21 protein-coding genes and 1 tRNA gene are annotated in these 20,006 nt (G+C 57.5%); 10 read left to right on the forward strand and 12 right to left on the reverse strand.

Annotated features, from left to right (window positions below):
- Window positions 1-156: 156 nt before the first annotated feature.
- A complete protein-coding gene (locus BM029_RS15890) occupies window positions 157-1,122 on the reverse strand; it encodes a sugar-binding transcriptional regulator (protein WP_092437637.1) in 966 nt (321 codons plus the stop codon).
- Between the two features lie 418 nt (window positions 1,123-1,540).
- Between BM029_RS15890 and BM029_RS15895 the strand changes: the two genes are divergently transcribed.
- From BM029_RS15895 to BM029_RS15930, 8 genes are all read left to right on the forward strand, one after another.
- Window positions 1,541-2,815: an ABC transporter substrate-binding protein gene (locus BM029_RS15895; RefSeq protein ID WP_170851107.1), complete on the forward strand. Its 1,275-nt coding sequence runs from the start codon at window positions 1,541-1,543 to the stop codon at window positions 2,813-2,815.
- A 91-nt stretch (window positions 2,816-2,906) separates the two neighbouring features.
- Window positions 2,907-3,836: a carbohydrate ABC transporter permease gene (locus BM029_RS15900; RefSeq protein WP_092437640.1), complete on the forward strand. Its 930-nt coding sequence runs from the start codon at window positions 2,907-2,909 to the stop codon at window positions 3,834-3,836.
- Entirely contained in the window at window positions 3,833-4,648 is an 816-nt protein-coding gene (locus BM029_RS15905; RefSeq protein WP_092437642.1) for a carbohydrate ABC transporter permease, read from the forward strand. The genes BM029_RS15900 and BM029_RS15905 overlap by 4 nt, the downstream gene beginning before the upstream one ends.
- A gap of 20 nt (window positions 4,649-4,668) precedes the next feature.
- The gene (locus BM029_RS15910; RefSeq protein ID WP_092437748.1) at window positions 4,669-5,364 is read left to right on the forward strand and encodes an HAD family hydrolase; all 696 of its coding nucleotides are present in this window, start codon (window positions 4,669-4,671) and stop codon (window positions 5,362-5,364) included.
- 77 nt (window positions 5,365-5,441) lie between these two features.
- A complete protein-coding gene (locus tag BM029_RS15915; protein ID WP_092437644.1) occupies window positions 5,442-6,596 on the forward strand; it encodes an ABC transporter ATP-binding protein in 1,155 nt (384 codons plus the stop codon).
- Window positions 6,597-6,620: 24 nt separating this feature from the next.
- Complete coding sequence (gene dalD, locus BM029_RS15920) at window positions 6,621-8,027, forward strand: D-arabinitol 4-dehydrogenase (RefSeq protein ID WP_092437645.1); 1,407 nt, start codon at window positions 6,621-6,623, stop codon at window positions 8,025-8,027.
- 67 nt (window positions 8,028-8,094) lie between these two features.
- Window positions 8,095-9,585 carry a xylulokinase gene (xylB, locus tag BM029_RS15925; protein WP_092437647.1) on the forward strand — a complete coding sequence of 497 codons (1,491 nt, stop codon included), beginning with the start codon at window positions 8,095-8,097 and terminating at the stop codon, window positions 9,583-9,585.
- Between the two features lie 72 nt (window positions 9,586-9,657).
- Window positions 9,658-9,733 (forward strand) — tRNA-Thr (locus BM029_RS15930).
- A gap of 38 nt (window positions 9,734-9,771) precedes the next feature.
- On the opposite strand, the gene BM029_RS15935 is transcribed toward BM029_RS15930, so the two are convergent.
- From BM029_RS15935 to BM029_RS15945, 3 genes are read right to left on the reverse strand one after another with little or no spacing between them, the layout of a single operon-like run.
- On the reverse strand, window positions 9,772-9,960 hold the full coding sequence (locus tag BM029_RS15935; protein WP_092437648.1) for a hypothetical protein: 189 nt from the start codon (window positions 9,958-9,960) through the stop codon (window positions 9,772-9,774).
- 50 nt (window positions 9,961-10,010) lie between these two features.
- A complete protein-coding gene (locus BM029_RS15940) occupies window positions 10,011-10,832 on the reverse strand; it encodes an alpha/beta fold hydrolase (protein WP_092437650.1) in 822 nt (273 codons plus the stop codon).
- Entirely contained in the window at window positions 10,825-11,829 is a 1,005-nt protein-coding gene (locus BM029_RS15945; RefSeq protein ID WP_092437651.1) for a M14 family zinc carboxypeptidase, read from the reverse strand. The genes BM029_RS15940 and BM029_RS15945 overlap by 8 nt, the downstream gene beginning before the upstream one ends.
- A 182-nt stretch (window positions 11,830-12,011) precedes the next feature.
- Between BM029_RS15945 and BM029_RS15950 the strand changes: the two genes are divergently transcribed.
- Window positions 12,012-12,887 carry a PhzF family phenazine biosynthesis protein gene (locus BM029_RS15950; RefSeq protein WP_092437653.1) on the forward strand — a complete coding sequence of 292 codons (876 nt, stop codon included), beginning with the start codon at window positions 12,012-12,014 and terminating at the stop codon, window positions 12,885-12,887.
- A 15-nt stretch (window positions 12,888-12,902) separates the two neighbouring features.
- On the opposite strand, the gene BM029_RS15955 is transcribed toward BM029_RS15950, so the two are convergent.
- Window positions 12,903-14,138, reverse strand: coding sequence for an NADH:flavin oxidoreductase/NADH oxidase family protein (locus tag BM029_RS15955; protein WP_211482489.1), 1,236 nt, complete (start codon window positions 14,136-14,138; stop codon window positions 12,903-12,905).
- 69 nt (window positions 14,139-14,207) lie between these two features.
- Between BM029_RS15955 and BM029_RS15960 the strand changes: the two genes are divergently transcribed.
- Window positions 14,208-14,618 carry a MerR family transcriptional regulator gene (locus BM029_RS15960; protein WP_092437655.1) on the forward strand — a complete coding sequence of 137 codons (411 nt, stop codon included), beginning with the start codon at window positions 14,208-14,210 and terminating at the stop codon, window positions 14,616-14,618.
- Window positions 14,619-14,888: 270 nt separating this feature from the next.
- On the opposite strand, the gene BM029_RS15965 is transcribed toward BM029_RS15960, so the two are convergent.
- From BM029_RS15965 to BM029_RS15995, 7 genes are all read right to left on the reverse strand, one after another.
- Window positions 14,889-15,263, reverse strand: coding sequence for a nucleotide pyrophosphohydrolase (locus tag BM029_RS15965; protein WP_092437657.1), 375 nt, complete (start codon window positions 15,261-15,263; stop codon window positions 14,889-14,891).
- Between the two features lie 28 nt (window positions 15,264-15,291).
- Window positions 15,292-15,606 (reverse strand): DUF971 domain-containing protein, encoded by a 315-nt coding sequence (locus BM029_RS15970; RefSeq protein ID WP_092437658.1) that lies wholly within the window; start codon window positions 15,604-15,606, stop codon window positions 15,292-15,294.
- Complete coding sequence (locus BM029_RS15975) at window positions 15,606-16,586, reverse strand: HEAT repeat domain-containing protein (RefSeq protein ID WP_092437752.1); 981 nt, start codon at window positions 16,584-16,586, stop codon at window positions 15,606-15,608. The genes BM029_RS15970 and BM029_RS15975 overlap by 1 nt, the downstream gene beginning before the upstream one ends.
- A 17-nt stretch (window positions 16,587-16,603) precedes the next feature.
- Entirely contained in the window at window positions 16,604-17,473 is an 870-nt protein-coding gene (locus BM029_RS15980; protein WP_244545086.1) for an ABC transporter ATP-binding protein, read from the reverse strand.
- Window positions 17,470-18,294, reverse strand: a complete 825-nt coding sequence (locus BM029_RS15985) for an ABC transporter permease (protein ID WP_092437756.1) — start codon at window positions 18,292-18,294, stop codon at window positions 17,470-17,472. The genes BM029_RS15980 and BM029_RS15985 overlap by 4 nt, the downstream gene beginning before the upstream one ends.
- Window positions 18,295-18,304: 10 nt before the next feature.
- Window positions 18,305-19,702: an ABC transporter substrate-binding protein gene (locus BM029_RS15990; RefSeq protein WP_092437660.1), complete on the reverse strand. Its 1,398-nt coding sequence runs from the start codon at window positions 19,700-19,702 to the stop codon at window positions 18,305-18,307.
- 61 nt (window positions 19,703-19,763) lie between these two features.
- A complete protein-coding gene (locus BM029_RS15995; RefSeq protein ID WP_092413697.1) occupies window positions 19,764-19,997 on the reverse strand; it encodes a 4Fe-4S dicluster domain-containing protein in 234 nt (77 codons plus the stop codon).
- Window positions 19,998-20,006: the final 9 nt, after the last annotated feature.

Here is a 20,006-nt window from a genome sequence, read left to right on the forward strand (position 1 = left end):
AATGTCTACCGACCCGGCCGAAAATTCGACCGGGTCACAAAGGCAAAACCGCAACGTTACCCAGAACGCCGTCTTAGAAAACCACTAACTTAACGGCATTAGGGTCAGAGTCAAGTTTCGCGATAAAGCCTGCGAAAGTTGACTGACCCTATTTAACTAGTTGTCTTGTAGTGCGTAGCGTGCGCAGTATTCGTCCGTGATTAAGCCCGACCACCAACCCCCACGCAATACCGCCCGAATCGCTTCAGCCTTCTTGACACCACCGGCCATGCCAATCACCGGCCGTGTCGGCGGCGAAGTCAGCGGCAAACTGGTGACGCGTTCTTCCAGCGGCGATGCAATCAGGCGGCCGTCGCCGGCAATCGCATGCCCGATCATCTCCCCCACCGCCCCGTATCCCTGCAACTGCCTAACCTCATCAGCCGTAATAAAACCATCCTCATGCATCGGGCAACCAAGCGCAATCGTACCGACCCCGATAAAGGTCACATCCGCCTGCTGCGCCAGATCCGCAACGATCCGATACACCCGATGGTTACACCACTGCCGCATATCCTCAGCACTGTCAGCCACCAGCGGCGCCGGCAAGAAAAAGAAACGCGCCTGGATTTTATCGGCAGCCGTAAGCGCCACGTCATAACGGTTCGACGAACCATCGGCAGCAATCGCCCCCACCATCGAAACGATCCGATGCTGCGGCCGCTCCATTTCGGTAACCGCCTCCAGCACCGCCTTCAAGGTCCGCCCCGAACCGACATTCACCACCAGCGGCGTCTCCTGCTGCAGATAGCGTTCCATCACCTCGGCCCCGACCACCGCCAGCATCTGCTGCACCCCGGCCTCGTCGACCACGTTGCCGCCCGCGCCTTCGCTCGGCACCACATGGCATTGCTCGAGGCCGTAGCGCTGCTGCAATGCCGCCGCCAGTTCCAGGCAAGTCGACACCGGATGTTCAACCCGCACCTTGACCAGCCCGGATTCGCGCGCATAGGCCACCAGCCGCTGCGCCATCTGGCGCGAAATGCCAAGGTGATCGGCGATTTCGTTTTGCGTATTGCCAGCCACGTAATACATCCACGCCGCACGCGCGGCGAGATCCAGTTTTTCATTTCTTGATGCCATCTGATTTCCTTTTTTGCGGCATGGATCGCTCTGCACGCGCCTCCACAACATGCATCGCCAGCGTCGCAACTATCCTGTTTTTTTGGCATTCGACCCTAGAATTGTCCCAGATAGTGCAGCGCAGCAGAACAAAATCTTGACACGCATTGAATCATGGATGATTATTTGCTCAACTAAAAGTCTTTTGCTCAATATTTGAATCAAGCATACAAAAATACAAATCAAAAGACAACGTTAAATAATTTTCCCGATGGCAACCGAGCGTTAATTGCCATCTGTGAAAGCGATAACGCGAAGCCGCGCAAGTCGGCATGGCGTATTGATCATTCCAACCATGGAGACAAACATGAAACGTCGCAGCATTCGTGCCAGTTCGCTTTCAGCCGTCCTGGCGCCGTTCAGCCTTATCTCGATAGCGATGCTCTGCAGCAGCGCCTGGGCAGCACCGACTACCGTCAACATCGCAACGATCAACAATCCGGACATGATCGAACTGCAAAAACTCTCATCGAATTTCGAAGCAGCCAACCCCGACATCAAATTACGCTGGGTGGTACTGGAAGAAAACGTGCTGCGGCAGCGGGTTACCACCGACATCGCCACCGGCAGCGGCCAGTTCGACCTGATGACTATCGGCGCATATGAAGCGCCGATCTGGGCCAAGAAAGGCTGGCTGGCGCCGATGGAAGGCTTGCCTGCCAGCTACGACGAAGCCGACCTGATCAAGACAGTACGCGAAGGGCTGACCGAAGGCGGCAAGTTGTACGCGTTGCCGTTCTATGCCGAAAGCTCGATGACCTATTACCGCAAAGACCTGTTTGCGGAAAAGGGCTTGAAAATGCCTGAGCATCCGACGTTCCAGGATATCGCCGGTTTCGCTGAAAAGCTGACCGACAAGCAAAACGGCATCGCCGGTATCTGCTTGCGTGGCCGCGCCGGATGGGGCGAGAACATGGCGCTGGTCGGCACCATGGTGAACACTTTCGGCGCCCGCTGGTTCGATGAAAAATGGCAGCCGCAACTCAATTCTCCCGAGTGGAAAAATGCGGTCACCACCTATGTCGACCTGCTGCGCAAATACGGTCCCGCTGGCGCCACCTCCAACGGCTTCAACGAAAACCTAGTGCTGTTCTCCAGCGGAAAATGCAGCATGTGGATCGACGCTACGGTGGCAGCCGGCATGATCTACAGCAGCAAGGAATCGAAGGTAGTCGGCAAGGTCGCGTTTGCGCCATCACCGGTGGCAGTCACGCCTAAAGGCTCGCACTGGTTGTGGATCTGGTCGCTAGCGATTCCGAAATCGTCGAAATCGCAGGACGCCGCCAAGAAATTTGCCGCCTGGGCGACTTCCAAGGAATACGTGCAGCTGGTAGCCAAGGAAAAAGACTGGGGCCTGGTACCTCCTGGCACCCGCATGTCGACTTATGCCTCGCCCGAATACAAAAAGGCGGCGCCGTATTCCGACTTCGTGCTGAACGCGATCCAGTCGGCCGACACCAAAGATGCGACCTTGCAAAAAGTGCCTTACACCGGCATCCAGTTCGTGACGATTCCCGAGTTCCAATCGCTGGGCACGGTAGTCGGCCAGGCAATTGCCGGCGCACTGGCGGGCAAGTCGACCGTCGAAGCCGCATTGCAGACATCGCAGGCGCAAGCAGACCGGGTGATGCGTCAAGGACGCTACATCAAGTAATACGCTGTTGGTAATGCTCCGTAGGGTGGGCACCTTGTGTCCACCCTGGCCATCCGTCTATCGGCGCGCAAAACGTAAAAGGTAATTCATCATGTCGACTCCTTCCGCCCAGATCGCAAACGCGGCCGTACCGGTGCGGCCAAACGCCAGCAAATTCAAGCCGGTACGGCTGCTGCAAACGCCTTCGGTTTTCTTGTTGCTGCTGTGGATGATAGTGCCGCTGGCAATGACACTGTACTTCTCTGTCATCCGCTATAACTTGATGATGCCGGATGTAACCGGTTTTGTCGGGCTGGACAATTATGCCTTCCTGCTAAACGATCCGGCGTTCTGGCCGTCGATCCTGAATACAATGGTGCTGATCGGCTCGGTGCTGGTCATCAGCGTAGTCTCGGGCACGCTGCTGGCGGTACTGTTCGACCAGCCGTTTTTCGGCCGCGGCATCGCCCGCCTGCTGGTGATCGGGCCGTTCTTCGTGATGCCTACCGTTGCCGCCCTGATCTGGAAAAACATGATCCTGCACCCGGTGTACGGCCTGTTGGCGTGGGCCATGCGCCTGCTCGGCCTGGAGCCGATCGACTGGCTGGCCGAATATCCGATGCTGTCGGTGATCATGATCGTCGCCTGGCAATGGATTCCATTCGCCTTCCTGATCCTGCTGACGGCGCTGCAATCGCTGGATATGGAACAGAAAGAAGCGGCGCAACTGGATGGCGCCGGACCGATCCGGGTGTTCTGGTATGTGGTGCTGCCCCATCTCAAGCGGGCGATCACCGTTGTCATCATGATCGAAACCATTTTCCTGTTATCGATCTTCGCCGAAATTTTCACTACCACCGCCGGCGGTCCTGGCACTGCGACCACTAACCTGGCTTACCTGGTGTATTCGATCGGCTTGCAGCAGTTCGACATCGGCATCGCTTCGGCCGGCGGCATCATCGCCGTGATACTGGCCAATATTGTGTCGTTCTTCCTGGTACGGATGATGGCCAAGAACCTGAAAGGAGCGAACGAAAAATGAACGCCAAAAATAAAAACCGGCTGTGGCTGGGACTGGTAGCGTGGGCTTGCGCCATCATCCTGTTTTTTCCAATCTTCTGGGTTGCGATCACCGCCTTCAAGACCGAACACCAAGCCTACGTGCCGACCTTGATTTTCTGGCCGACGCTGGAAAGCTTCCATGAAGTGATGGCGCGCAGTAACTACATGGACTTTGTCGTGAATTCACTGATCGTCTCGCTGGGTTCTACCGCGCTGGCATTGCTGATCGCGGTGCCGGCGGCGTATGCGATGGCATTTTTCCCCACCGCCCGTACCCAGAAACTGTTGCTGTGGATGCTGTCGACCAAGATGATGCCTGCGGTTGGCGTGCTGATCCCGATTTATCTGCTAGCCAAGAATACCGGCCTGCTCGATACGGTAACCGGGTTGACCATCATCTACACTTTGATCAACTTGCCGATTGCGGTCTGGATGGCGTTCACCTACTTCAACGACGTACCAAAGGAAATCCTCGAAGCGGCACGAATCGATGGCGCCAACGCCTGGCAGGAAATGGCGTACCTGCTGCTGCCGACCTCCATGCCGGGACTGGTCTCGACTGGCCTGCTGCTGATTATCCTGTCATGGAACGAGGCATTCTGGAGCATCAACCTGACCAGCGTCAGCGGTGCGCCGCTTACCGTATTCATCGCCTCTTACTCGAATCCGGAGGGTCTGTTCTGGGCCAAGCTGTCAGCCGCTTCGCTGCTGGCGATCGCACCGATCATGGTGCTCGGCTGGCTGGCGCAAAAGCAACTGGTGCGCGGCCTTACCTTTGGCGCGGTGAAATGACGGATTCAATGGATAAAGCGATGACTACCCATATCAGCCACCTCATCTGCGATTGCGACGGCGTTTTGCTGGATAGCGAAAGCATCGCCCTCAGTGTGTTGCATCGCCAGCTGACGCCGTATTTGTCGTCTTCGCCATCAATGCAGCATGCCGGCCCCGCATTGCATAGCGCAATTGCAGAACGGCTGGGAATGATGACCGATCAGTTGCTGGATGAAGTCAATCGCGAGTTCAAGTTAGAGCTGGCGCCGGCGGACTATAGCGCGATCAACCTGTTTGTCAGCCGTGCGTGCAGCGAGGAAGTCAATCCTGTGCCCGGTGTCAGGCAGGCGCTGGCAGCAATCCCGTTGCCCAAGGCGGTGGCCAGCAACAGTAGCCTGGATCGTATCCGCGCGGGCTTGCATCACTGTGATTTGCTGGAGCAATTCGAAGGCCACATCCATAGCGGCCATGAAATCGGCAGTCCCAAACCGGCGCCCGATGTCTACCTGGCCGCAGCTGCCGGCTTTGGCGTATCGCCACAACAATGCATCGCGATTGACGACAGCGTCACCGGCGTCCGTTCCGCAGTAGCCGCCGGCATCCGCGTCATCGGTTTCATCGGTGTAGCGCACGATCGCAAACGCGCCGGCGCAAGATTGCTGGCAGCCGGCGCCGAACGGATATTCGACGACATGCAACAGCTGGCGGAACTGCTCGGCAGACAGACGGCGTAGTTCCACGCATTTACATTGAATCGCCGCCATCCGTAATCCAAGGCGGCGATCTACGAAGAAAACAGAAGGAGACCATCATGGCAGGCGTAACGATCAGAAATCTCATCAAGAGCTACGACGATAATGAAGTCATGCGCGACATCAATCTCGACATCGAAGACGGCGAATTCGTCGTCTTCGTCGGTCCCAGCGGCTGTGGTAAATCCACTTTACTGCGCATGATCGCCGGCCTGGAAGATATCAGCAGCGGCGACCTGTTCATCGGCGACGCCCGCATGAACGATGTGCCGCCAGCCAAGCGCGGCATTGCGATGGTGTTCCAGTCTTATGCCCTGTATCCGCACATGACGCTGTATGACAACATGGCTTTCGGCCTCAAGATCGCCGGCAAGTCGAAGCAAGAGATCGACACCGCAGTGCAACGTGCGGCCAAGACATTGCACATCGATCATTTGCTGGATCGCAAGCCGAAGGCTTTGTCAGGCGGCCAGCGCCAGCGGGTGGCAATCGGCCGCGCCATTACGCGCGAGCCGAGCGTGTTCTTGTTCGACGAGCCTTTGTCGAACCTGGATTCCGCCCTGCGGGTCAAGATGCGCCTTGAATTTTCACGGTTGCACGACCAGCTCAAGACCACCATGATCTACGTCACTCACGACCAGATCGAAGCCATGACGCTAGCCGACAAGATCGTAGTGCTGTCAGCTGGCCGGGTCGAGCAAGTCGGTTCGCCGCAGCAGCTCTATCATCATCCGGCGAATCGGTTTGTGGCAGGTTTCATCGGCTCGCCAAAAATGAATTTCATCGATGGCAAAGTAGCTGCCATCGCCAATAACGGTGTGCTGGTTGAACTGGCCAGCGGCGGCAGGCAATCGGTTGCGGTCGACGGCAGCAGCTTGCAGATCGGCGCCCCTGTCAGCATCGGCGTGCGCGCGGAGCACCTGATGCTTGATCCGCACAATCCGATGCTGAAGGCAAAATTCACGGTGCTGGAAGCACTCGGCGATTTTTCCTATCTGTACGCCGACTCCGCACTGTCCGAAGAACCACTGGTGCTGCGTGTGGCCGATACTGTGAGCATGCAGCGCGGCAGCGAAATCGGCGTGTCTGCCGATCCGCAGCGCTGCCACCTGTTCGATCAAAGCGGCCGCGCCCTGCGCCGGCTGGATTCGACGGTCTCCGCTCCGCACGCGGCGACGGACCAGGCACAACAAGCTGCTTCGCAGACGGCATAAAATTTTATTTATTCAGGACACACCATGCAAGTCACTTCCTCCGCTTCCGTTGCTGAGCCTTCCGACAACATCTGGCTGCACATCGGTGCAGGTTCTTTCCACCGCGCGCATCAGGCCGTCTATCTGCATCATCTGATGGAAGCCGGAGACACCGGCTGGTCACTCGCACTGGCCAATATCCGCGATGACATGACACCGTTGCTGGACGCACTGGAGCGCCAGGGCGGCGTATATACGCTAGAAACCGTGACGCCGGGCGGTGTCCGTAATTACGAAACGATCCGATCTATCAAGACCATCGTCCCCTGGGATGCAGCACTGCTTGAATTGACAAGCTGCGGCGCAAAAAGCGCCACCAGAATAATTTCATTCACCGTCACCGAAGGTGGCTATTATCTTGATCACCATCACCGCCTGGACAGCAGCAATCCCGATCTTGCCGCCGACCTGCAAGGCGAACTGAATACGATCTATGGCGCGCTGACGGCCATCCTGCGCGCGCGCGCCGCTGCCAACGGCGGTCCGGTCACCCTGCTCAACTGCGACAACCTGCGTCACAACGGCGAACGCTTTCACGACGGCTTGTTGCAATTTCTGGCATTACGCGGAGAGACCGCTCTGCAGCAATGGGTGGCAGAACACATCAGCAGCCCCAATTCCATGGTCGATCGCATCACGCCGCGCCCCACTGAAGAAGTCCGGACGCGCGTGGCGCAAGCCTGCGGCCAGGCCGACCCCTGCGCGCTGATGGCCGAGTCATTTATCCAATGGGTGATTGAAGACAATTTTGTCGCCGGACGTCCGCCTCTGGAAAAAGTCGGCGTCGAAATGGTGCAGTCGGTGCTGCCTTATGAAGAAGCCAAGATCCGCATACTCAACGCCACTCACAGTTGCATCGCGTGGGCCGGCACGTTGGTCGGACTAAACTATATCCATGAAGGTTGCGCGCGGGCTGACATCCGCAAAATGGCTTACGACTATGTCACGCAAGACGTCATTCCGTGCCTGACGCCGAGCCCGCTCAACCTGGCGGAGTATCGCGACGTTGTGCTGGAACGCTTTGGCAATCCGAATATCCAGGACAGTAATCAGCGGGTTGCCGCCGACGGCTTCTCGAAGATTCCCGGCTTCATCGTGCCGACTCTACAAGAATGTATTGAGCGTGGCGTCGTGCCGCATGCCACCCTCGTCCTGCCGGCGCTATTCTTCCTGTTCTTGCAACGCTGGGCCAAGGATGAATTACCCTATGTCTATCAGGATGGCGTCTTCGACGAAACAGCCACCCGCACCATGCTAAACAGCGCCGATCCGGTCCGCGCCTATTGCGCCGATCCCGCCTTATGGGGCACACTAGCTGGCAGCTTGCAACTTGAAGTGCCACTGCATGAAGCACTGGTCCATGTACAGAATTGGCTCGCCCTGCAGACCTGACGGCATGCCGGACTTGCAACATCTGTTACCGCAACAACCATGCATAAAAATACAATAGGATGGAGATATGTATCTCGGCATCGACTTGGGCACTTCGGAAGTCAAGATAGTTTTGATGGATCAGGCTGGCAATTTGCTGGCCGATGCCGGCACCGCATTAACCGTGTCCCGCCCGCAACCACGCTGGTCGGAACAAGACCCTGAACAATGGTGGCAGGCTACCTGTGAAGCCATCGCTAAACTACGCGCAAAAGCACCGGCGCAGTTTCGCGCTGTGCGCGCCATCGGCCTGTCTGGCCAGATGCACGGTGCTGTGCTGCTCGGCGCACAAGATCGCGTCTTGCGTCCGGCGATCCTTTGGAACGACTTGCGCAGCATCAGCGAATGCGCCGAACTGACCGAACTGGCGCCGCAATTGCATCAGATCGCCGGCAACCTGGCCATGCCAGGTTTTACCGCTCCCAAACTGCTATGGCTGGCGCGTCACGAACCGGAAATATTTGCCGCCATGCAGATGGTACTGCTGCCGAAAGACTGGCTGCGCCTGAAAATGACCGGCAACAAGGTATCCGAACCATCCGATGCCGCCGGCACCCTGTGGCTCGATGTCGCCAAACGCGACTGGTCGGATGCATTGCTGGCAGCGACCGGCATGCGCCGCTCGCACATGCCGCGCCTGGTGGAAGGTGGAGAATCATCCGGCACGTTGTTGCCTGAAGTGGCAGATGCCTGGGGCTTATCGCCAGAAGTCATCGTGGCCGGCGGTGGCGGCGACGGCGCCGCCAGTGCGGTAGGTATCGGCGCGGTGAACCCCGGCGATGGTTTTGTCTCGCTCGGCACCTCCGGCGTACTGTTCGTCGTCAATGACCGCTTCCGCCCCAATCCAGCCCAGGCCGTGCACGCCTTCTGCCACGCCCTGCCCGGCCGCTGGCACCAGATGAGCGTGATGCTGTCGGCCGCCAGCTGCCTGCGCTGGTTCTGCCGACTGGTCAGTGTCGACGAGGCCACATTGCTGAGCGAAATCACCGAGCTTGATTCAGCCGCGCTGGAAAACGCACCGCTATTCCTGCCCTACTTGTCCGGCGAACGCACGCCTCACAACGATCCCTATGCACAAGGCGTATTCCATGGCCTGTCGCACGCGCACGGCCGCGCCGCGCTCGGTTATGCCGTGATCGAAGGCGTCACCTTCGGCATGGCCGACGGCCTCGCCGCCCTGCACACTGCCGGCACTGAAGTCACCGAATTATCACTGGTTGGCGGCGGTTCACGTAGCCCGTACTGGGCGCAACTTATTGCTGATGCGCTGAATGTACGCATGGTGACCCACGTCGGCAGCGAAACCGGCGGTGCACTGGGCGCGGCTCGCCTGGCGTGGCTGGCCGCTAACGACCAGCCGGGCAAGGAAGCCGTCATCTGCGCAAAACCGCCATTACGGGAGGCATTTACTCCAAACCCGCAACGCCATGCAGCGCTGCAGCCGCGGCTGGCGGCGTTCCGTGAGATTTACCGGTGTCGTCCTGAACGGAGCGTAGATGCCAGCCATACTGGACATTGAATAGCTTTAATTTGTCGATTAATTGCTGCTAGAATCTATTCGTGTTCTTGTTTGTTTTTTTGCAAAAGCAATGCCGATGTAGCTCAGTTGGTAGAGCAACGCACTCGTAACGCGTAGGTCACCAGTTCGATTCCGGTCATCGGCACCAATTTAAGATAGCCTCCCTAGAGGGAGCTGCGACATTCGCTACGTGCGTTTTGGCTCTTCCTCTACCGCGGCATTGCTTTCATTGTCCGGGACAAAAGGACCTTGCATCCGCATCTTGGCATGCCTTTCCCCGTTTTCGCCGCCGTACGCTTTGATATAGAAGTAGATGCCGAGCGCCGGAGCGCCGATCACCACGATGAGAGTAACGATCGAGTGCCAGTCTTCCATTTTTATCTTCCTCGTTCAAGGCTTGCCAACTACAGTCAGATCCCTCGATATCAGTCGACTTTCTCCAGGCCACGAGGGAAATAGTACTCTTCCTGGCTGCCATATGCATTAGCAGGGCTCACAAGCCAATCCCGCACCTGTTCCGCCACCCAATGCCCCGCATCCAGTGTGAGGTCATGACCGGCGGTGGCGTTGGTCGCCAGGGATGCCTGCCATTGATGCGCCAGTTGCTGTGAGCAGCGTGGATCAATCAGCCGGTCTGCACCGCCGGCGAGAATCAACAGCGGCGGCTTCGGCGCCTGCGCGGGCGCGCGATAACGGATTGCCGCGCATAACTGCCGCAGGGCGTTCTGATATGTGACGGGATGGCCGTGTTGATAACTGATCCAGTCAGCCAGCACATCGGCTTGTTGCGCGTGCTGATTGCTGGTCAAGCGTAACAGGAGGCTTTCTTGTCGCTCCACATTGCGGTTAACCAGACTTGATAAGCCAAGAGCCAGCAGTGCCGGATAATTGCGTGGCCTCAGGCGCCGATAGAATGGATTGAGAGGGCGTAAGCTGGTATTGAGCAGAACACAGCCAGCTATTTCATCTGGATAACGCATAGCCCAATCGGTCGCGACCATTCCCCCCAAGGATAAGGCAAATAAATTATGGGGAGGTGCGATGTTCCTGCTTAAGAGCTGTCTCCGGCACGAGTCGGTCATCTCCTCTACTCGCATAGGGCTTCTGAGCGTATGCAGGCTGCCATTACCGGGTAAATCGAGAAGTGTGATGTCGGCCTCCGGCACCATCGAACGGAACAGGTCTGGAAATTCTCCCCAGTGCCGCGTCTCCCGCATCAGCCCCCGCAGAAACACCCATTTACTCATGATGCATCCCGTGTTCCTGTTGCGCTTGCTGCCCGAGACTGCCTGGCATCCAGTACTGATGAGCACCGGCGGCCCGGGTAAGGAAATCGAGCCACACCAGGTGACTACGCAGCACGCGATGCAAACGCCCGGGTGATTTGGGATTAAACATGCCCAAACGGGAAAATAACTGGCGCGGATTTTCTTTTACCCAACGCCAGGATCCCATCTCCAGCGTTAGCGGGAGAAACACACGGTCACTGCTGGCCGGCACCTGCAGGTAAAGGTAGTCCCACAAATCGCCATGGGTCAGATACTGGCAGTTTTGCGCCTCGAACAAATAATTGTGTTCACGATAGGTTTGATTAAACAGATCCTTGAGAGCCAGAACTTGCGGCAAGTGCCGGATTGGCGTCCTGCTGTGCGCGTAAGGAAACCAGATCCGGTCCTTCAATCCGAAGCCCGAGTGGCAATCCAGCGCGATACTGAATTCACGACTCAGCAGCTCTTGCTGCACAACGCCGCACAGTGCCTGGGCTTCGGCTTCCATCGGCGCGTCGCTTACCCCTCGGTACCAAGGCAAACGAGAGCTGATACGTTGCCCGCCGAGCAGGAAAAGGACTTTTTCGCTGGCATTTATGGGCGCATTGCGCATCAGGTCCACGCCTCTCGGATTGCAGCGGGTACTGTCCCACATCCCTGCAGGATTTACCAAAGGCATGAAAATCAAGCGTACCGACGCCAGCTGGTGATGCAATGCCGCATCCCATTTCAGGCGCGCCAGCAAGCTGCGCAAAAAGGCCAGGAGAACTCGGGTGCCGATGCGCTCAAGACCATGAACGCCGCCGAAGAAACCGACCGCCGGCGCCGCTGGATCTTTGCTGCCGATAGACAGGACATAAACCGGGAAATGATGGCCCTTCAATTCGATTTCACACACGGACCGGCCTTCCAGGTAAGGGTGCCCCTCCTGAATGATGCGTTCCAGTTCAGTCAATTCCGGTAAATTGAAGTCCATTTCCGCGCCTCCGCTGCCCCGCTTACAGGATGAATCGAAATCGGATCGGGGCAAGGAAACTTTTGCTCCTTGTTTGAGGCATTGTCAAGGGGATATCTAAAAACTGTGCCCTCATCGTGGCCAGTCTGGCGCAATCAATTTACCTGCTAAAATTTCCACCTTGTCAGAACAGCAGGTTTTCCATGTCCACTTACGCCTTCCGTATCCTCAACGTCTTTGCCGAATCCACTTTCGGCGGCAATCAGCTATGCGTGTTTGAAGACGCGCGTGGCATGGATGACGCCACCATGCAAGCCCTGGCGCTGCAGTTCAATCTGTCGGAAACCACATTCATCCTGCCCTCCGAGCGTGCCAACGCCCGTGTGCGCATCTTTACTCCTGGTTATGAAATGCGGTTTGCCGGCCACCCTACGTTGGGCACGGCGCATGTGGTGCGTGACCTTGCCAATACCGGCGACGCACTCTCGTTGAACGCACTTTCGTTAGAGTTTACGGCTGGGGTCGTTCCGGTATTAGCCGAAGGCGACGTCTGGACTTTCACTGCACCTCAGCCTGGCGGGCTAAAGACGGCCGCGGCAAATATGACGCGGGCCGGGATGGCTGCATTACTCAGCTTGAAGGAAGACAATTTGCTGGCCGCGCCTTTGTGGGTCGACACCGGCACCGATCAGTTGCTGGTCGCGCTGCGCAGCACAGACGCGGTGCGCCGCGCCCGTCCAGATAGCGCGCAGATCGATGTTTGGCCTGAAAGCAGCCTGGAACGCAAGACTGTGTATGTGTTTGCTTTCGATCCGGAGCGCCCCGGCCGGGTCCTGTCCCGCTACTTCTTTGCCAAGCAAGGCGGCGGTGTAGTTGAAGATCCCGGCACCGGATCGGCTTGCGCCAATCTTGGCGGCTGGCTGATCGCCAATGGCCATGCGCTGCCTGCCGAATATAACGTCGAACAAGGCGAGGCGGTGCAACGCCCTTGCCTGTTGCGACTCAAAGTGACGGCTGACTCCGCGATCCAGGTGGGCGGCAAGGTCATCGAAATCGGCCGCGGCAAGATCAGTCTGTAGCCCTAACCTGAACGATCAGGCACGCGCCTGCGACCAGCGCCGATAACGCCGCGTCAGGCGCCAGGTGCGCGTCTGGTCGATGATCAAGGTCAGCAGTGCTGAATGATTGCGGGTTGCTACACGGCTGGCGCCAAGCAAGCGCAAGCGGCGTTTGACCAGGGCCATGCGCGCCACTGCTGCCATGACCTGATCTTTCCACTCGACTTGTTGACTACGGGCAGTCTGGTCGCCGCCGGCCAGCCATTGTGCTGGCAAGTCAGGCACTATCGCCAGCGCCGTAGCCATGCCTGCCACCGCCACCCCGCTGGCCAGCACCTGCTCGGCCACTGCTTTGCGGCTGATGCCTCCGGTGGTCATTACTGGCATATGTGCAACGGCGGCCAGCTCCTTGGCAAACTCCAGGAAATACGCTTCGCGCGCCAGGGTACGGCCATCTGCGGTGCGCCCTTGCATCGCGGGACTTTCGTAGCTGCCGCCGGACAGCTCGACCAGATCCACTTGCAATTCGTTCAGCCACAGGATGACTTGCCTAGCGTCGGCCTCACTAAAACCGCCGCGCTGAAAATCGGCGGAGTTGAGTTTCACCGCAACGCAAAATCCTGCCGAGACCGTGTCCCGCACAGCGCGTACCACTTCCAACAGCAAGCGCGCCCGGTTTGGCAAACTGCCGCCCCAGTCGTCCTGGCGTTGATTGCTCAAAGGCGACAGGAATTGTGAAATCAGGTAACCGTGTGCGGCGTGGATTTCTACTCCGGTAAATCCTGCCCGCTCGGCAGCAGCGGCGCTGGCGGCGAAGCGCGCGATGATTTCCTGGATTTCAGCATCATTCATGGCTTTGGGCTGTACGAAGAGCTTGCTATGTTTACCCATGTCCAACGCCAGCGCTGACGGCGCCCAAGCGGTGCCGCCCATGGCGGCCATCACCTGGCGGCCAGGATGATTGAGCTGCATCCACACCTGTGCACCCTTGTGCTTTGCCGCCTCGGCCCATTGCGTAAAGGGCGCCAATGGCGTCTCGGCTTCCAGCACGATGCCGCCCGGGCCGGTCAGCGCCCGTCCGTCGATCATGACATTGCCGGTAATGATCAAACCCGCGCCACCGTCGGCCCAGGCGCGGTAAAGTCGACGAATGGCGGGGCCTGGCAACTGGCCGCTATCGGCCATGTTTTCCTCCATCGCGGCTTTGGCGAGGCGGTTGGGCAAGACGCTGCCGTTCGGCAGTTGCAAAGATGAAAACATGGTTGAAGTCATGGCGGGTCCGCTTGCAAAGGGTGGAAATACTGTATCCTAAGCTTGAAGTCAACTTGAAGGTCAAGCACTATGAAGATTGGTGAACTGGCGGACAAAACCGGCATGGCTTCCTCAGCCATCCGCTATTACGAGCAAAGCGGCTTGCTGCCTAAAGCTGAACGCGGCGCCAACGGCTATCGCGATTACTCCGAGGCGGCCGTGGAACGCCTGCGCCGGATCCAGATGGCGCAAAGCCTGGGGTTTTCGCTGGATGCTATCCGCAGCGTATTTGCCAGCCACGAGGAATTATCGAAAGACGATCTGCTGCGCAAGCTGGATGGGCGGCTGCAAGAGATAGAACAGCTCATGGATACGCTGCGCGAACAGCAACAACATTTGCGCGCCCTGCGCACCACGCTGCGCGAAACCTGGGCTGAAGGAGAATGTCTGAACACCGCGTCCTTGATCAATGGCAAGCTTGCGGTGAAAGAAAAGCACTAAGAGCTTGAGCGATTAGCGCGACGTAGTGATCTGGGGTCGGAGTCAACTTTCGCAGGCTTTATCGCGAAACTTGACTCCGACCCCAGATCACGGCCACGGAGTAAGGCAGTTCACTTATCCCCGGTTTGTTTGTTTCTGTTTTTACCACCTCTACTCCGTGGTCCACTAAGCGGGGTCAGAGTGAAGTTTCGGCGGTGAAACATGCCGAAAGTTCACTCTGACCCCGCTTAGTTCTGGCTTCCCGTTGCATTCGGATTCCAGTGGCTGCTGCTATTCGTCCTCATATTCCGAGTACTTGCGCGCATCGCCACGTACTTTATCTGCAGGATATTTAAGCCGGTTCAGGACCATTTTTTCTGATACGGCGGCGCTGAGATCGACATCGAGTTTGTCGGCCAGGCGAATCAGGTAGACCAGCACATCAGCCATTTCATGCCGGACCTGCTGCAACTTGGCTGGATTGAGCTCATCGCCGTTGCCGGTTGGCAGCCATTGAAAATGTTCAAGAAGCTCGGCCGCTTCGACGCACAGTGCTGAGGACAGGTTTTTAGGGGTATGAAATTGATCCCAATCGCGTTCGGCGACGAATTGGCGAATTTCTTCGCGTAAACGGGAGAATTCACCTTTTTCAGATTGATCGGCCATGACAACGCTCCGTTTTAAGTTTTCACCATCATATAGGCAGTCGGTGCTCTATATCCATATCACCGATCTGTTCCAGATAGCTCCACGGATAAATCCCACGGTTGTGGCCATCTTCAAAAAATAACCTTATCCCGTAACTGCCGACAGCTTCAACCGCCTGTACCTTGAATGCCGGCTCAGCGTCCACCGGCGGCAAATCCTGTTGACGATCGCTACTGCAATCCCCGCACCTGCATGCCATGCGCAGTTTCCTACCCTTGATCTGCAGGCAGCTGCCATCAAGCCAGATAATCTCAAGCAGATTGCTGTTGCGCAGATAACTTAGCGTGTCGACCTGTTTCATTAAATTGACGTAGTGTTAATCTGCTGTATTGCCAGGCGTACGGATTTTCTGACTTCCGGATCCGGATCGGCTTGATGTTTTTCCAATTCGTCCAGCGCCAAGCCGGAGCCGATTTCCCCCAGCGCCAGCGCTGCTTCCTTGCGCAAGTTGCTGATCTGGTGCGACAGCAGCGTTAGCAACGCAGCTACCGCTGATGGATTACGTAATCGTCCAAGGCTACGTGCGGCACGCAGGCGAACTTGCCAGTAGGAGTCCTGCAGGCTGTCGATCAGCGGGTCGATCGCCGCCGCCAGACGCAGCTTGCCTATCGTGGTTGCGGCTTCTTCGCGAACTTGCCATGCCTCGTCGTGCAATCCCTTCAATAACGCAGGCAAACCATTTTCATCGCTGGCGTAACCCAGTGCTCCCACTGCCGCTCGACGCACCTCGGCATCGCTGTCGCTGTATAACAAAGTCTGCAACGACGACAATGCCTGCGGATGTTTCAAATAACCGAGCACGGCTACCGCTTCACGCCGGACCATCGCGTCCTGATCCGACAGTGCGGCAATTGCAGGTTGATAGCTAGCCATCACTCGTAAAGGTTTGAGCGCACGCAGCGCGGATGCCCGCACCTGCGGCAACGGGTGCGAAACAGCAGGCAGAAGATATTTCGCGGACGAAGTCAGTTTCAAGTCGCTCAGGCTATCCGATGCGGTATTGTGGACTTGGGCATCTTCGTCGCCAAGCAGGTTCACCAAGGCGGCCACGCCCTGCTCGCATTCAAAGGCCTGCAGCGCAGCCGCAGCTTCACGACGCACCGGCGGCGATGCATCGTTCAGGGCGCTGACAAACAAGTAGACATGCTCGTCGCCGGCAAGATCGGTCAGATCGAGGATGGCGATGCGCCGGATTTCACTGTCCGGCGATTGCAGCCTTGCACTGATGACTTGCAGCTCAGGTGTTGCGTCGGCGGGATGGCTCAAAAGTAGTTCCTTCATGAATATGTGGCCGTGGTTCATATCGCGAATCGTAATTGCCTCGCGTGGATCACCCCGAGCGGACTGAGCCGTTCCAGGGACAGCATGTCGCGCTGCGGATGCAACAGTGCCAGGCAACGCGCCTTGAGCGCGACGAAATCGGCAGAGGTCACCAGCTGGTGGCTGCGCGGCCGCGCGAAATCGATATCAAGTTCTTCGATAATGCGACCGGGATGCGCACTCATCACGAATAGCCGGTCTGCCAGAAACAATGCCTCATCGATATCGTGGGTAATGAAAATGATCGAGGTGCGGATCGACGACCATACCTGCAACAACAGCTGCTGCATCATCAGCCGCGTTTGTGCGTCGAGTGCGCCAAACGGTTCATCCATCAGCAATACCTTGGGACGATTGATCAGCACCCGCGCAATTTCCACCTGCTGTTGCATGCCGCCCGACAGCTGCGCCGGATACGAACGCTCGAAACCCGCCAGGCCAACCAGTTCCAGCAAATCCTGCGCACGCCGGTTGCGCTCGGCACGCTTGACGCCTTGCATCTTGAGTCCGAAGGCGACGTTGTCGAGCACGTTCTTCCACGGGAACAACGTATGATGCTGGAATACCAGGCCGCGGTCCGGATGCGGTCCGTTGATCGTATCGCCATCCAGCCGGATGCTGCCGGCGGCGCTGCTCAGATGGCCTGCGATGGCACCCAGCAAAGTCGACTTTCCGCAACCGGACGGGCCCAGCAGGCACACCAGCTGGCCCGGCTCAACCGTGAACGAGATATCGCGGACGGCATCGAACGCACGTTCGCCGCGCCCCAGCCGGATATGCAGCTGGTCGATGGCTAGCTTGCCGCTTGTTACAGAATTCATTACCGGATTCACTGCAGGATTCGTCATTTTCTCTTCTTCTGCAGATACCAGGGCATCAAGGCCGTACCCAGCCGGCGGATCAGGGCGCTGCTGCCCATTCCCATCAAGCCGATGAATAACATGCCAACCACGATCTCCGGATAATTTTGTACGGTATAAGAGGCCCAGGTGAAATAGCCGATACCGTATTGGCCGGAAATCATTTCTGCAGTCACCAGGCAAAACCAGGCGGTCCCCATGCCGATCGACAAACCGGTGACGATGCTTGGCGCGGCCGCCGGAAAAATCACTTCTGAAAATATGGCGCGCTTGCCGCAACCCAAACTCTTGGCGGAAGCTATCAGCCGCGCATCGATCCCGTCCACGCCGTGGATCGTATTGAGCAGGATCGGAAACAACGCCCCGAGGAAAGTGATAAAAACCATCGACATTTCAGACGACGGAAACATCAGGATCGCCAGCGGAATCCACGCCACGGCGGGTATCGGCCGCAACACTTCCAGCGGCGGTAACAAGCTGTCTTCCAGCAGCAGCGAACGCCCGATCAACAGCCCGAGGGCTATACCGGCTACCGCAGCAATGCCGAATCCTGCAAACACGCGCAGCAGGCTGCTGCCCACATGCTGTAGCAGTTTCGGTGAATGCAGAAACTCCCACGCCGCCGCAGCTACTTCGAGCGGCGTCGGTACATTGCTGAAGGTGATCAGGCCCAGATCAAGGTGATGCCCGGCTGTCCATTGCCAGGCCAGCACGCAAACGATGAGCGACACCAGTTTCAACAACGGCCGCACGATAGCCAGACGTCCGATTGGCAATCGCCATGCGGAGCGCAAAATGAAGACAGTCATAGGATCGTCTTCAGACTGCGGCCCGGGCAGCGGCATAGTCGACGATCTTGCCGCCGTGCTGCTTGACCCACGCTTCGGCCGCCTCTTTCAACAGGAATGCATTGATCTCTTTTCCATTGACGACGTACCAGCCATCGCTGGCAAACAGCTTCAATCCATTGCTGCGATCCGTGCCGTAGATCACGCGAATTTTCTTGCCGCTCTGCTCCAGCCCGGAGAGATCGAGGAATGCCGACTCCGGCGACGCATAGTTGCGCACGCGTGCCTCTCCCTGGACCCAGATCTGGGCAGCGCGCTGTGTGTCCTCGATGGCCTTGCCGGTGCGCGCATCTTTTGCCGTCAATGGCTGTTTCGCATAGTTTTTCAGTTGCGTTTCGTAATTCAGGCTGGCTTGCTGAAAGGCGGTGCGCACGTAGCGATCATCGATAAAAGCATTAACGTCGAGGTCACTGTCGACGCGCTTAAGCAAACGCAAGGTTTCTATCGCCGTCTTCAGCGCCTGGCGATATTCCGGCTTCCAGCTCAGATCCCGGGTCTGCAAACCCTGCGGCCCGTGAAACAGGTAAATCACTTCGGCATCGATACCGGTATTCTTGGCCACCAGCTCGCTGTATTTTTCGGGCTCGGCCGCAAACAAGCGGTCGGCTTCGATCGCGGCACGTTCGAATGCGACGACAATTTCCGGATATTTACGCGCATATTCGGCATCCGCCAAAGTGCCGTGGAAAGTGGCGGCATTGGCTTGTGAGCCGTCGTAAATCTTACGTGCGTACCCGCGGTACGGGAACAGCTCGGCAAACGGCACAAAGTCGGCGTGGGCGTCGATCTTGTTGGCTTGCAATGCCGGCCCCGCAATTTCAGGCGCCTGGGTGACGATGGTGATGTCCTTTTCCGGATCCCAGCCTTGCGCCTTCGCCGCGCGCAACAGCAAACCGTGCGCGGTGGAGGCGAACGGCACGGAAATGGTCTTACCTTTCAAATCCGCCAGCGATTGCACCGACGATGTCTTGGGGACTACGATGCCGTTGCCGCTGCCGATGGTGCTGCCGGATAAGACGTTGATGAAAACACTCTTCCTGCCGGCTTTTTGAAACGTGGCGCCGTTCAATGCACCGGGAAAATCGGCCATCGATCCGATATCAAGTTTTCCGGCTACCATTTCACTGGTCAGCGGCGCACCGGAAGTAAAATTTTTCCATTCGATCTGATAATTTACATCCTTGTACTTGCCATCATGCGGCAGGTATTTTTCCAGCAATTTCAGTTCGCGTATCAATACGCCGCCGGTGGCGCAATTGATGGTTGTATCCTGGGTGCCGATTGCCACGCGAATGGTTTCCGCCCGGGCCGCTCCGGCTGCCAACACGAACAAGACCGACAGCGCGCTCATGGATCGATTCAAATGCATATTCGTTTCTCCCTATATGGCTTGGTGTAAAAATTCTAGACGGCAATGACTTGCGCTGGCATCAGCGCAACAGGTATGGAATATCGACATGCACGGCACCAGTCGGACAATCCTGTTCACATGGCATGCAGTACCAGCATTCGTCGAATTTCATGTAGGCCTTGCCCTTGATCATGTCGATGGCCAGCACATCGAGCGGGCAAACGTCGACGCAGACTGTGCAGCCTTTATGGGCGATGCATTTATCTGCATCGACCGTGACCGGTACGCTGGATGGGCTGAAAGCTAGCGGCATGGTTGTCTC

It is taken from the genome of Collimonas sp. OK607 (assembly GCF_900111995.1).
Classification (GTDB): Bacteria; Pseudomonadota; Gammaproteobacteria; order Burkholderiales; family Burkholderiaceae_D; genus Collimonas.